The organism is Microvirga aerophila (genome assembly GCF_003332305.1).
Lineage (GTDB): Bacteria > Pseudomonadota > Alphaproteobacteria > Rhizobiales > Beijerinckiaceae > Microvirga > Microvirga aerophila.
This window is the reverse complement of the sequence record NZ_QOIO01000013.1, coordinates 108629-121795: the sequence shown is the minus strand read 5'-3', so window position 1 is coordinate 121795 and position 13167 is coordinate 108629. Positions and strand designations below refer to the sequence as shown.

Annotated in this window: 10 protein-coding genes; 7 read left to right on the top strand and 3 right to left on the bottom strand. The window is 62.8% G+C overall.

Translation table 11 applies throughout. The features are described from left to right. The 3 genes from DRB19_RS09545 to DRB19_RS09535 form a co-directional block, all read left to right on the top strand. A partial coding sequence (locus DRB19_RS09545) for an integrase core domain-containing protein (protein ID WP_162815634.1) occupies positions 1 to 171 on the top strand: 171 nt, incomplete at its 5' end. A gap of 718 nt (positions 172 to 889) precedes the next feature. Next, positions 890 to 2302: a cadherin repeat domain-containing protein gene (locus tag DRB19_RS09540; RefSeq protein ID WP_162815633.1), complete on the top strand. Its 1413-nt coding sequence runs from the start codon at positions 890 to 892 to the stop codon at positions 2300 to 2302. Positions 2303 to 2856: 554 nt separating this feature from the next. Then, the gene (locus tag DRB19_RS09535) at positions 2857 to 4752 is read left to right on the top strand and encodes a hypothetical protein (RefSeq protein WP_114185806.1); all 1896 of its coding nucleotides are present in this window, start codon (positions 2857 to 2859) and stop codon (positions 4750 to 4752) included. A gap of 86 nt (positions 4753 to 4838) precedes the next feature. On the opposite strand, the gene DRB19_RS09530 is transcribed toward DRB19_RS09535, so the two are convergent. The 3 genes from DRB19_RS09530 to tpiA all read right to left on the bottom strand — a co-directional run bounded on the left by DRB19_RS09530 (position 4839) and on the right by tpiA (position 7890). Further along, positions 4839 to 6467, bottom strand: a complete 1629-nt coding sequence (locus DRB19_RS09530; protein WP_114185805.1) for a CTP synthase — start codon at positions 6465 to 6467, stop codon at positions 4839 to 4841. 104 nt (positions 6468 to 6571) lie between these two features. Next, positions 6572 to 7000, bottom strand: coding sequence for a preprotein translocase subunit SecG (gene secG, locus DRB19_RS09525; RefSeq protein ID WP_114185814.1), 429 nt, complete (start codon positions 6998 to 7000; stop codon positions 6572 to 6574). A 122-nt stretch (positions 7001 to 7122) separates the two neighbouring features. After that, positions 7123 to 7890 carry a triose-phosphate isomerase gene (gene tpiA, locus DRB19_RS09520; protein WP_114185804.1) on the bottom strand — a complete coding sequence of 256 codons (768 nt, stop codon included), beginning with the start codon at positions 7888 to 7890 and terminating at the stop codon, positions 7123 to 7125. 136 nt (positions 7891 to 8026) lie between these two features. Between tpiA and DRB19_RS09515 the strand changes: the two genes are divergently transcribed. The 4 genes from DRB19_RS09515 to trpD are packed head-to-tail and all read left to right on the top strand — an operon-like array spanning position 8027 to position 13162. Then, on the top strand, positions 8027 to 9928 hold the full coding sequence (locus DRB19_RS09515) for a SurA N-terminal domain-containing protein (RefSeq protein WP_114185803.1): 1902 nt from the start codon (positions 8027 to 8029) through the stop codon (positions 9926 to 9928). Between the two features lie 5 nt (positions 9929 to 9933). Next, positions 9934 to 11454, top strand: coding sequence for an anthranilate synthase component I (gene trpE, locus DRB19_RS09510; protein WP_114185802.1), 1521 nt, complete (start codon positions 9934 to 9936; stop codon positions 11452 to 11454). Between the two features lie 58 nt (positions 11455 to 11512). Further along, a complete protein-coding gene (locus DRB19_RS09505) occupies positions 11513 to 12142 on the top strand; it encodes an anthranilate synthase component II (RefSeq protein ID WP_114185813.1) in 630 nt (209 codons plus the stop codon). Positions 12143 to 12148: 6 nt separating this feature from the next. After that, positions 12149 to 13162: an anthranilate phosphoribosyltransferase gene (trpD, locus tag DRB19_RS09500; protein WP_114185801.1), complete on the top strand. Its 1014-nt coding sequence runs from the start codon at positions 12149 to 12151 to the stop codon at positions 13160 to 13162. Positions 13163 to 13167 lie beyond the last annotated feature (5 nt).

The following is a 13167-nucleotide window of genomic DNA, read 5'->3' as shown; positions in this document are numbered from 1 at the left end:
CTGCGGGCGGAATGCCTGAATGCGTCATGGTTCTTGTCCATGGCCGATGCCCGGGAGCGGATCGAAGACTGGAGGAGAGATTACAATGAGACCAGGCCCCATACGGCGCTCGGCGGCTTGACGCCGAACGCCTTCGCCCGACAAACTTACCAAGCCCGGAACGTTGCATAGGCCGTGGATCACATACGGGGGCAGGTCCAGATATACCGTCGATGGATCTGCATATGGGCCGGAAGAACGGGTGAATTCCGGTGTTGCGAATAATCAGCAATTTGCCCGTACAAGCGCACTCGATAATGGCGGTTGGGTTGTTACCTGGAGTTCGGAACAGCAGTGGAATGGCAATAGCTATGATCCCAGCTTCAGCGTCTTTCAACAGCGCTATAACCCAGACGGCTCAAAGAACGGCGATGAAACGCGGGTCGACTCAAGAGTGGAAGAAGCACAAGCCCTTTCGGCTCTGACAGTGTTGAGCGACGGAGGCTGGGTGATTACATTGACGAATATTAACGGGGCTAACACCAGCATCCATCAGCAGCGTTACCACCCAAATGGAACAACGATCGGCGTCAATACACCCGTCTCGCCCGAAGCCCATACAAGCGCTCAAGCCTCAACTATAACAGCCCTGAGTGGCGGCGGTTGGATCGTCATTTGGACCTCTGGTCATGCTGGACCTAATGATATCTATCAGCAGCGTTACAACGCCGATGGCTCGCGTAACGGTTCTGAAATTCTTGCCAACTTGACGACCACGGACACTCAAATCCGCCCATCCATGACTTCACTCAGTGATGGAAGCTGGATCATTACATGGACGTCCGAAATAGATAATGTTACCGATAACAAGGAGATCTTCCGGCGCCGCTTCAGCGCCACAGATGGCGTTTTGACAGGTTCGGTCGATATCGCCACCGGCACGGATGACGGCGAGATCCTTTTGGTCAATGCAGGCGGTATCAACGCCGGCGACATCATCGAGGCGAAGGGCGGCCAGGACATTCTCGCGATGAATGCGGCCGGCGCCATGGACCTGCTTGCTGCCCAGACACTCACCGGGTTCGAGGTTCTGCATGGGTCGACCGGCGACGATATGATAGTGTCGAATGCAGCCCGCCTCGGAAGCTTCACCTTCGTTGACGGGAAGGGCGGCAGCAACGTGCTGCAATTGTCCGGAACGGGCGAGGTGTATGATTTCAGCGCGAAGGCAGTCCTGAACTTCGCATCGATCAAGTTCTCCGGCGGAGGAAACACACAGTTCATCGCTGCGGACAAGAACACTGCGTTGATCGTCAGCGGCACCGGCAATGCAGGTGAGAAGGTCAAACTCGCGGTCGGCACCTTCACTGCAGAGGAAAGAGCACGCCTCTTCACCCAAGGCATCGACACCGTCGAAGATAGCAGTGGCGTCTACAACGCCCCTCCTCCGAACGGCGCTCCCACCAGCATCACCCCTACCACCTTCACGGTACAGGAGATGGCGGGTTCCGGCACAGTGCTGGGCACCCTCTCAGCAACCGATCCGAACCCGGGTGATACCTTCACCTACTCGCTGGTCAACAGCGCTGACGGCCGCTTCAAGATCCAGGGCAACCAGCTCCTGGTCGACAACGGCTTCAAGCTCGACCACGAGCAGGCAATGAGCCACACCGTCAAGGTGCGGGTCACCGATGCAGGCGGGTTGAGCCATGAGGAGGACTTCACCATCACCGTCGGGAACGTAGATCCCGAGGTGACGGCGGGCAGCGCGGCCAATGACGTGTTCAAGGGCGGTGCTCTGAACGACATGCTCTCGGGCGGTCTCGGCAACGATCGTCTCTTTGGCGGCGCCGGTGCCGACACCCTGCGCGGCGAGGCCGGCAACGACATCATCGGCGGCGGCGAGGGCAAGGACAAGCTCTATGGGCTGAAGGGCGCAGCGAGCAAGGATGCGTTCCTGTTCGACACCAAGCTCACCAGCAAGTCTGTCGCCAACAAGCACAAGGACACGGTGTACGACTTCGGCTCGAAGTACGACTCGATCTACCTGGATGACGCGGCCTTCACCAACACGACCATCGCTAGGTACCTCAAGAACAAGGGCGCGTCGCTGGACAAAGCGATCAAGATGAAGGCCGGCTTCTTCAAGGTCGGCACCAAGGCCACCGATAAGGATGACTTCTTCATCTACAACGACAAAAGCAAGAAGCTGTACTGGGACGTGGACGGCTCCGGCTCCAAGGCCATGGTCGAGATTGCTAGCCTCAGGCTCCAGAAGGGCGAGGGCACCACTCTCACCCACAAGGACTTCTTCTTCGTCTAAGCTGTCGCGACAGTAGGCGATCCGTTCAACAGATGGCCCCGCAGTGGAAGCTGCGGGGCCATTTATATTCTTTGAAGAAGGGGCAGCCTCACACAGTCCGACTCTGCTCCATGGTAATGGGGAGTAAGTTTCAGCTTAACTCCCGAGACTGCATGTTTTGACCGGTCCCCATTGTCTCAGAGACGCTCGGCTCGCCTCAATATTTGAAGAGTATGTTTCGAGTTGTGATTCCGCTAAGTAATGACGCAACGTTATTGCTAGTTGTTGTTAGGGAATCATTAACCGTGACCTTTACTGTGCTTCAGGCCGGACCTGAAACTGTCGTAAATACGACAACGGCAGGCGATCAGAAGAGTGCGAGCATCACTAGGCTCGCGGACGGCGGCTGAGTCTTAACCTGGCAATCTGCCAATCAGGACGGCTTCGGCTAAGGCATCTTTCAGCAGCGCTTCAATGCCGATGGCTCCAAGAATGGAGCAGAAAGACAGGTCAACACCTGGCTTCCGAACGATCAGTCGGACCCGAGCGTCACTGCGCTCGGCGACGGAGGCTGGGTGGTCACTTGGACCTCCTACGGCCAATATACCGGAACTGAATACGAGACGAGCACCAGCATCTACCAGCAGCGCTTCAACGCGGATGGCACGCCCAACGGTGCCGAGACGCGGGTCAACGCAACCCTCGCCGGAAATCAGCAAAACTCGAGCATAATGGTAACTCAGGATGGCGGCTGGGTCGTGACGTGGCAATCCTTCGGTCGCGATGCGCCGTTCAATTACGCCATCTTCCAGCAACGCTACGGTGCCAATGGCTTGCCGGTCGGCGACGAGATGCAAGTCAATGTCGGCGGATATGGTGAGCAGCTTGCCCCGCAGGCGCTCGCAATAGGCGGCGGAAGTTGGATCGTCACATGGGAGTCGCAAGCCGTATTTGGACAAGGCTATAATATCCATCAGCGCCAGTTCACCGCATCCAGTGCCGAGGTTCTGACAAGCGCGGTCGAGACGGCCACCGGAACGGACGGCACGGATACCCTGTCAGTCAATGCCGGCGGGCTCAATGCCGGGGACATCGTCGACGCAAAGGGCGGTCGAGACTTTCTCGTTATGGCCGAAGCCGGGACGCTTGATGTGACCGCCGCAAGTTTCTTCGGTGGGTTCGAGGTTATGCGCGGCTCAAGCGGCGACGATACCATTGTTGTGGGAAAGACAGCGCTAGGCGGGTTCGACACCTTCGATGGACAAGGCGGCACGAACGTTCTGAGGCTTGTCGGCGGCATTGGTGCTCAAGCGCTAAATCTCAGCAACAAGACCATTGTTCGTGTCAACGCCATTGAGTTGGCAGACACTGAACGCACGCATGTCGTCGTGACGGACAAAGAGGTTGCGTTGCTGCTGAGAGGGCCATCAAGCTCCAAGGACAGTGTCACGCTCTCCGGCGGCACCTTTACCGCCGAGCAGCGGACGCAGCTTTTCAACCAAGGCATCGAAACCGTCAACGACGCCAGCGGCACCTATACGCCTCCCCCTCCTACAGATCCTAAGGGTCCTACCGATCCGACGGACCCGGGCAGACCGGCGAACACAGCTCCCTCGGACATCAGATTGTCCGGTTGGACAGTTCAGGAACTAGCCGGCACGGGTACCCCAGTCGGGAGCATCCTAGCAACCGACCCCGATGGGGATCGGCTTTCTTACGAACTGATCAACACGGCCGAGGGGCGTTTCAAGCTCGCGGGCAACCAGCTTCTCGTCGATAACAGCTTCAAGCTCGATCATGAGCAGGCTTCCACGCACACGGTCACTGTACGTGTCCGTGACACAGCCGGACATGTGGTCGATGAGAACTACACCGTCACCGTGGCGGATTGGGTGAGCGAAGTCACGACCGGCACCGCAGGCAACGACGTGATCAAGGGCGGGTATGGCAACGACCGACTCTCCGGCAAAGCCGGCAACGACTGCCTCTTCGGCGGCGTCGGCCATGACACTCTCAGGGGCGAGGCCGGCAACGACATCGTCGGCGGCGGCGAGGGCCGGGACCAGCTCTATGGCTCAAGGGGGGCCGGAAGCCGCGATGCGTTCCTGTTCGACACCAGGCTCACCAGCAAGACCGTGGCGAACCGGCACAAGGATGTCATCAACGATTTCGGCTCGAGGTACGACTCGATCTATCTCGATGACGCGGCCTTCGGCAACGCAACCATCGCCAGGTTCCTGCGGGGCAAGGGGGCTGCGCTCGACAAGCCGATCAAGATGCAGAGCGGCTTCTTCAAGGTTGGCGCCAGGGCTGAGGACAGGGACGACTACTTCATCTTCAACCGGAGCAACAAGAAGCTCTATTGGGATGCGGACGGCTCAGGCCGTAAGGCAATGGTGGAGATCGCCACGTTGAAGCTCCAGTCCGGCGAAGGCACCACCCTCACCTATCACGACTTCTACTTCGTCTGACCGGTCGCAGCAGCAGGCGCCCCATTCAACAAGAAGCCCCGCAGGTGCTGCCTGCGGGGCTTTTTGATTTTCAAAACGAGAGCGGGTCACACCAACCGGCTCTGCTCCACTGCCGCGTGGATGAAGCTCTTGAAGAGCGGGTGCGGCTCGAACGGGCGGGACTTCAGCTCGGGGTGGTACTGCACGCCGATGAACCAGGGGTGGTTCGCGTACTCCACGATCTCGGGCAGAACCCCGTCAGGGGAGACGCCGGAGAAGACGAGGCCCTTTTCCTCCAGGGCAGGCCGGTAGGACATGTTGACCTCGTAGCGGTGACGATGGCGCTCGGAGATTTCCGTGCCGCCGTAAATCTCGGCCACTTTGCTGCCCGGCTTGAGGGACGCCTGATATGCACCTAGCCGCATGGTACCACCGAGGTCGCCGCCTGCATTGCGCTTCTCGAGTTCGTTGCCGCGCAGCCACTCGGTCAGGAGGCCCACGACCGGCTCCGGGGTCGGGCCGAACTCGGTGGTGCTGGCATCCTCGATGCCGGCAAGCGAACGGGCCGCCTCGATCACGGCCATCTGCATCCCGAAGCAGATGCCGAAATACGGCACCTTGCGCTCGCGGGCGAAGCGCGCCGCCCGGATCTTGCCCTCCGCACCGCGCTGGCCGAAGCCGCCGGGGACCAGAATGCCGTGGATGCCTTCCAGGAACGGGGCCGGATCCTCGCGTTCGAAGATCTCGCTCTCGATCCAGTTCAGGTTGACCTTGACCTGGTTGGCGATGCCCCCGTGATGCAGGGACTCGATCAATGACTTATAGGCGTCCTTGAGGCCGGTATACTTGCCCACGATGGCGATGTTGACCTCGCCCTCCGGGTTGTGAACCCGGGCGGAAATCCGCTTCCAGCGGCTCAGATCCGGGGCGGCGGCATCCTCGATACCGAAGGCCGCCAGGATCTCGCTGTCGAGCCCGGCCTCGTGATAGGCCAGCGGGACGTCGTAGATCGAGGGCGCGTCCCGCGCCTCGATCACCGCCGTCTCGCGCACGTTGCAGAAGAGGGCGAGCTTGCGCCGCTCGTCCCGCGGAATCTCGCGGTCCGTGCGGCAGAGCAGGATGTCGGGCTGGATGCCGATGGAGCGCAGCTCCGCCACCGAGTGCTGAGTGGGCTTCGTCTTCAGTTCGCCCGCGGACGGAATGAAGGGCAGAAGCGTCAGGTGCGTGTAGATCGCCTGCCCTCTCGGCAGGTCGTTGCCGAGCTGGCGGATCGCCTCGAAGAACGGCAGACCCTCGATATCGCCCACTGTGCCGCCGATCTCGACGAGCACAAAGTCGAATCCATCGTTCCCAGTGAGCACGAAATCCTTGATGGCGTTCGTGACATGTGGAATCACCTGGATGGTCGCGCCGAGATAATCCCCGCGCCGCTCCTTGGTGATGATGTCGAGATAGATGCGACCCGTGGTGATATTGTCCGCCTTGGAAGCAGGCACCCCGGTGAAGCGCTCGTAGTGTCCGAGGTCGAGATCGGTCTCGGCCCCGTCGTCGGTCACGAAGACCTCGCCATGCTGATAGGGGCTCATGGTCCCCGGATCAACGTTGAGATATGGGTCGAGCTTGCGAAGCCTGACCTTGTAGCCGCGCGCCTGGAGAAGCGCTCCCAGGGCGGCCGAAGCCAAGCCCTTGCCGAGCGAAGACACCACGCCGCCGGTGATGAATACGTACCGCGTCATGGACCCCTATCCATAAAGAAGGAGCGCCGATTCGCAATGGCGAACCCAAACGCTCGATTGTCATCCACAAAAAGAGAGGGCCGGAAGGACCGGCCCTGTTCGTCTTACTGAGACTGAGGCACCTGAGGCGCTGTCGGGGCGGGCGCCGGAGCCGGCGCGCCGGGTGACGGCGCTGGGGCGGCGGGCTGCTCGCCCTGCATCCGCTGAAGCTGCTCCAGCACGTTGCCGCCCTGCCCGCCTGCCGGAGCCTGCTGGCCCGGAGCCGCCGGGGCCGCCCCGTCGAGAATCGAGCGCGGAGCGCGATTGGTGCTTGCCATGATGGCAAGCGCCATGCTGGTCAGGAAGAAGAGCGCCGCCAGAACCGCCGTCGCCCGGGTCAGGGCATTGGCCTGCCCGCGGCCGGTCATGAAGCCGGACACGCCGCCTCCACCTCCGCCGAGACCCATGCCGCCGCCTTCCGAGCGCTGCAGAAGAACCACGCCGATCAGCGCCAGCACAATGATCAGGTGGATGATGATGATGACTGTTTGCATCGTTTCCAAAACCTCAAGCGGCTGCGCCATGGGGCGTCAGCCGCTCGCAATCCGTTCGTTAAGCCGGGCCTGTAGCATAGGTGTGCGCGGGATCAAAGACCTGCAAGCACCCTTTTGCCGCATTACGCGAGATAAGCCCCGGCAATGCCCAGGAAGTCGGCCGCAACGAGGCTCGCCCCGCCTACGAGGGCCCCGTCCACGTTCTCTACGGCCATCAACTCGGCCGCATTGGAGGGCTTCACCGATCCTCCATAAAGGATGCGAACCTTCGCTTGTTCCGCCTTGCCGACGAGGCGTTTGAGCTCCTCCCGGATGAGGGTGTGCACTTCGGCCACGTCTGCAGCGGTAGGCGTGAGCCCGGTGCCGATGGCCCAGACCGGCTCATAGGCGACAACGAGGTTTCGGCTGTTCGAATCGGCTGGGATGGACCCCCGCAGCTGCTTCTTCACCACCGCGAGGGTGCGGCCCGACTCGCGCTCTTCCCGGGTTTCGCCCACGCACACGATGGCGGTGAGGCCGGCTCGGTGGGCGGCGACGGCCTTGTTGCACACGTCCGTGTCCTTCTCCGCATGGTACTGGCGGCGCTCGGAATGGCCGACGAGCACGTAGGAGGCACCGGCATCCGCCAGCATTTCGGCCGAAATGTCGCCCGTGAAAGCGCCGGTCTCCTTGGCGTGGCAATCCTGGCCACCGATCGCGACTCGCGAGCCGACCGACTGGATCGCGAAAGCTCCTACTAGGGTCGCCGGAGGGCAGACGGCCAGATCCACCTTGGCCTTGAGGCCTGGGGTGTAGCCCGCATGGACTTCGCTCAAGACCCTGGCAGAGGACTTCAACCCGTTCATTTTCCAGTTCCCCGCCACCAACGGGCGCGGCCGATCGACGCTCATCCAAGCACTCCTGTCACGCTCTATTTATTTGGCAGTAGCAGAGGGTTGAGGCCTCTTTCAACCAGACTCGCCCTTTTCGCCGGGCTTCTGATCGGCTATCGGCCTCTTTAACAGTTTCTTACATGACGGGTTCACGATGCTTCGAGGAATGCGCTTGGCCGGGCAGAGCCTGGTCGGCAAGATCATAGCCACCATCCTGTTCAGCATTCTGATCCTGAGCTTCGCGGTCTGGGGCATCGGGGACATTTTCCGCACCAGCGCTCCCACCACGGTCGCGAAGGTCGGCGATACCGAGATCACGATCGATCAGGTCCGCAATGCCTACAACAACGAGTTGCAGAGGCTCGGGCGGCAGTTCCGCACGGTGATCACTCCGCAGCAGGCCAAGCTCTTTGGAATCGACCAGCAGGTCGTGTCCAACCTCGTGACCGAGGCGGTCATGGGCGAGCAGGCCCGCAAGATGGGCCTGAGCGTGTCCGACCAGCTCGTGGCGCGCTCCATCATGGAAGACCCGGCCTTCAAGGGGGCCGATGGGCAGTTCAACCGCGCCCTATTCGACCAGCTTTTGCGCAACGCATCCCTGTCTGAGGCGGGATTCGTACAGGAGCAGCGCTCCTCCATGGCACGCCTCCACCTCGCTGAGGCCTTGGCCGGCGACGTCACGGTACCAATGGCGGCCCGCGAGGCCATGAACCGCTACAACAACGAGCGCCGCGCGGCCTCGTACCTCGTCATCGGCCCGACCCTGGCGGGAGAGATCCCGGCTCCCACGGCCGAGCAGCTGCAGAGTTTCTTCAACGACCGCAAAAGCGCCTTCCAGGCTCCCGAATACCGGGCGGTCTCCGTCATGGTGCTCGACGCAGCTGCGGTCGCAAAGCCGGAGTCGGTGAGCGACGCTGATGCCCGCCAGCGCTATGAGCAGGAAAAAGCCAAGTACGGCACCCCCGAGCGCCGGGCGGTCCAGCAGATCGCCTTCCCGTCCACCCCAGAGGCCGAGGCAGCCTTCAACAAGATCAAGGAAGGCGCCTCCTTCGAGGCCATCGCGACGGAACGGAATGTCTCCCGTACGGATTTGGAGCTCGGCACCTTCACCAAGGGCGAAATGCTCGACCCGGCCGTGGCGGACGCCGCCTTTGCGCTCGAGCAAGGCGCCACCAGCGGTCCAGTCGCCGGCCGCTTCGGGCCCGTTCTTGTCCGCGTGACGCAGATACAGCCGGAATCCGTGCGCCCCTTCGAGGAAGTGGCGGCCGACGTTCGCCGCGAGGTGGCGCAGTCCCGCGCCCGGGGTCAAATCGAGACCCTTCACGATACGATCGAGGACATGCGCGCCGGTGCGCGTCCCCTGGCGGAGATAGCCAAGGAGAAGGGCCTTAACCTCGTCCAAGTCCCGGCCGTGGATGCGCAAGGGCGCGACAAGGCCGGCAACCCGGTGGGGATTCCCGAGCGCGACGCCGTCGTGAAGGCGGCCTTCGCGTCGGATATCGGCGTGGACAACGAGGCTCTGCGGATCGGCAACGGCGGCGGCTATGCCTGGTACGATGTGACCGGCATCGAGCCTGCCCGCGAAAAGACCCTCGATGAAGTACGCGACGAGGTGACTGCTCAGTGGCGTCAGGACGAAATCGGCCAGCGCCTGTCCGAGAAGGCGCGCCAGCTCACCGAACGTCTCGAAAAGGGCGAGGCCATCGAAGCCCTAGGTCAGGAACTCGGCGTTCCGGTCAAGACCGCCGCCGACCTGGCCCGCAGGGCCGCTAAGGACGAGCTGACGGCGGATGCCGTGAACCGAATCTTCTCCGTTCCGGTGGGCAAGGCGGGCAACTCGGCCAACGGAGCCGATGCCCGCGCCGTGTTCAAGGTCACGTCCGCCACAGTGCCTCCCCTCGTCACCACGACCCAGGAGGCGCAAAACGCCGAAACGCAGCTTCGCAACGGCATGAGCGACGATCTGATCAACCAGTACATCGCCCAGATCCGCCAGGATCTCGGCGTGACGATCAATCAGCAGGCCCTGCGTCAGGCGACAGGCGGCGAGCTCTAAATCCCATGAGCATCACGCCGGACTTCGACACCTTCGCGAAAGCCTATGACGCGGGCGAGGCGGGGGTTCTTCGCGCCACCCTCGTGGGCGATCTCCTGACTCCCGTTGCGGCCTTCCTGAAGTTGCGGCACAACCGCAAGGGTCCGGCCTTCCTGCTCGAATCCGTCGAGGGCGGAGCTGTTCGCGGCCGCTTCTCGATGATCGGGCTCGACCCCGATCTCGTATGGCGCTGTCAGGATGGCGCGGCCTCGATCGACCGACAGGCGCTGAGCCATAAGCATGCGTTCAAGCCGGACAATTGCTCCCCTCTGGAGAGCCTGCGCGCGCTCATCGCCGAGAGCTCTCTGCCGCTGGGCGACGAGCTCCCGCCCATGGCCGCAGGGCTGTTCGGCTATCTCGGCTACGACATGGTGCGGCAGATGGAGAGCCTGCCGGAGCCCAACACCGATGTGCTGAAGGTTCCGGACGCCGTTCTGGTGCGCCCCACCGTCATGGTGGTGTTCGACGCCGTGAAGGATGAGATCTCTCTAATCACTCCGGTCCGGCCGCAAGCCGGCGTTCCGGCGAAGGCCGCCTTCGAGGCCGCCATGGCGCGTTTGGATGGGATCATGTGGGCGCTGGAACGTCCCTTCGAGCCCGAGGACCGCACCGATCCAACGAAGATCACCTTCGAGCCTCCTGTCTCCAACACCACGCCTGAGGAATTCGAGGACATGGTCGCCAAGGCGAAGGAATACATTCGCGCCGGCGACATCTTCCAGGTGGTGCTGTCCCAGCGCTTCGAATCGGCTTTTCCCCTGCCGGCTTTCGCGCTCTATCGATCGCTGCGTCGGGTCAATCCGGCGCCCTTCCTCTGCTATCTCGACTTCGAGGATTTCCAGATCGTCTGCTCCTCGCCCGAGATCCTGGTGCGGGTGCGCGACGGCAAGGTCACGATCCGGCCGATCGCCGGAACGCGGCCGCGCGGCGCGAATGCCGCTGAGGACCGGGCTCATGCGGAAAGCCTTCTGGCGGACCAGAAGGAGCGTGCCGAGCACCTGATGCTGCTGGACCTAGGCCGCAACGACGTGGGCCGGGTGGCCGAGATGGGCTCTGTGGAGGTGACGGATTCGTTCTTCCTCGAGTATTACAGCCAGGTGATGCACATCGTGTCGAACGTTGAGGGGCGGCTCGACGAGAGCTTCGACGCCCTCGACGCGCTCGTGGCAGGCTTCCCGGCCGGCACCGTTTCCGGGGCCCCGAAGGTGCGCGCCATGCAAATCATCGACGAGCTGGAAAAGGACAAGCGCGGACCTTACGCCGGCTGCGTCGGCTATTTCGGCGCGAACGGCGAGATGGATACCTGTATCGTTTTGCGCACCGCTCTCGTGAAGGATGGCCGCATGGCCGTCCAGGCCGGCGCGGGAATCGTGTACGATTCCGATCCTGTTTCGGAGCAGCAGGAATGCATCAACAAGGCGAAAGCCCTGTTCCGGGCAGCGGAGGAAGCCGTGCGCTTTGCCAGCCGCGCAAGGTTCGGCCAATGACCGCGGCGGCAACGCCTCACTTGACCGGCCGCCCCGCTTGCGCAAACGTCGTCGCGCCATGACACGTGTTCTCGTTATCGACAATTACGACAGTTTCACCTGGAATCTGGTGCACCTGCTCGGCCCGCTCGCGACCGCCGTCGACGTAGTGCGCAACGACGCCATCACGACCGACGATGTGCTGGCCTCGCCGCCGGACGCCATCGTGCTGTCGCCGGGGCCCTGCACGCCCAACGAGGCCGGGATTTGCCTCGATCTCGTCAAGCGCGCTTCCCCGGAGATCCCGACCTTCGGCGTGTGCCTCGGCCTGCAGACCATCGGCCAGGTCTTCGGCGGCACGGTCTCCCGCGCGCCCCTGCCGATGCACGGCAAGGTGTCCGAGGTCGAGCACCATGGGGAGACGATCTTCCGCGGCATCAACGGGCCGTTCAAGGCCACGCGCTATCATTCGCTGATTGTCGACCGCGAGCCCCTTCCGGCCGATCTCGCGGTGACAGCCGAGACGGGCGACGGCCTAGTCATGGCCCTGTCTCACCGCTCGCTCCCGGTTCACGGCGTGCAGTTCCACCCGGAGAGCATCCTGTCGGAGCACGGCGTGACGATCATGCGCAACTTCTTCGACCTTGCAGTGGCCTGGAACGCCAAGCACAGGCCATCCCGCGACGGCGCGGCTTCACTGAGGCGTTAAGTACCGATGGAATCCTTCAAAACCTACCTGGCCAAGGTTGCCACCGGCGCATCTCTGTCCCGCGACGAGGCCCATGCGGCCTTCGACGACCTGCTTTCGGGCGAGGTCACGCCCGCTCAGGCCGGGGCCTTCCTCATGGCGCTGCGGGTGCGCGGGGAGGCCCTTGAAGAGATCGTCGGTGCGGTCTCTGCCATGCGTGGGCGCATGCTGAAGGTAAACGCGCCCGAGAAGGCCATCGACATCGTCGGCACGGGCGGCGACCATTCCGGCAGCTACAACATCTCTACCCTTGCCTCCATCATCGTGGCGAGCTGCGGCGTTCCCGTCGCCAAGCATGGCAACCGGGCCGCCTCCTCCAAATCCGGCACCGCGGACGTGCTGGCGGCGCTGGGGGTGAAGCTCGGCGTCGAGCCCAAGGGCCTCGAGGGCTGTCTGAAGACCAGCGGCCTGTGCTTCATGTTCGCCCAGACCCATCACGCCGCCATGCGCCACGTAGCCCCGGTCCGGGTGGAACTCGGCACCCGCACGATCTTCAACCTGCTGGGCCCCCTGTCCAATCCGGCCAATGTTTCGCGCCAGCTTCTCGGCGTATTTTCAGAGGCTTGGCTGGAGCCGTTGACGCTGGTTCTCAAAGAACTCGGTTCCAAGAAGGTTTGGACCGTGCACGGCTCCGACGGCCTGGACGAGATGACCACGACCGGACCCACCCACGTGGTGGCCCTTGAGGACGGCGCGGTCCGCCGCTTCACGGTCAAGCCGGACGAGGTTGGGCTGCCGACCGCCAAACTTGCTGACCTGAAGGGGGGGGACCCGGCTCATAACGCGGCGCAACTGCGCGCCGTGCTGGACGGCGAGCGCACGGCTTACCGGGACGTCTCGCTCCTCAACGCCGCGGCGGCGCTTGTGGTGGCGGATGAGGCCGCGAACCTGCGCGACGGGATCGACCGTGCATCGCGCGCCCTCGACAGCGGCGCCGCCAAGGCCACCCTCGACCGTCTCGTCCAAGCCTCGAACGCGTGATCAAG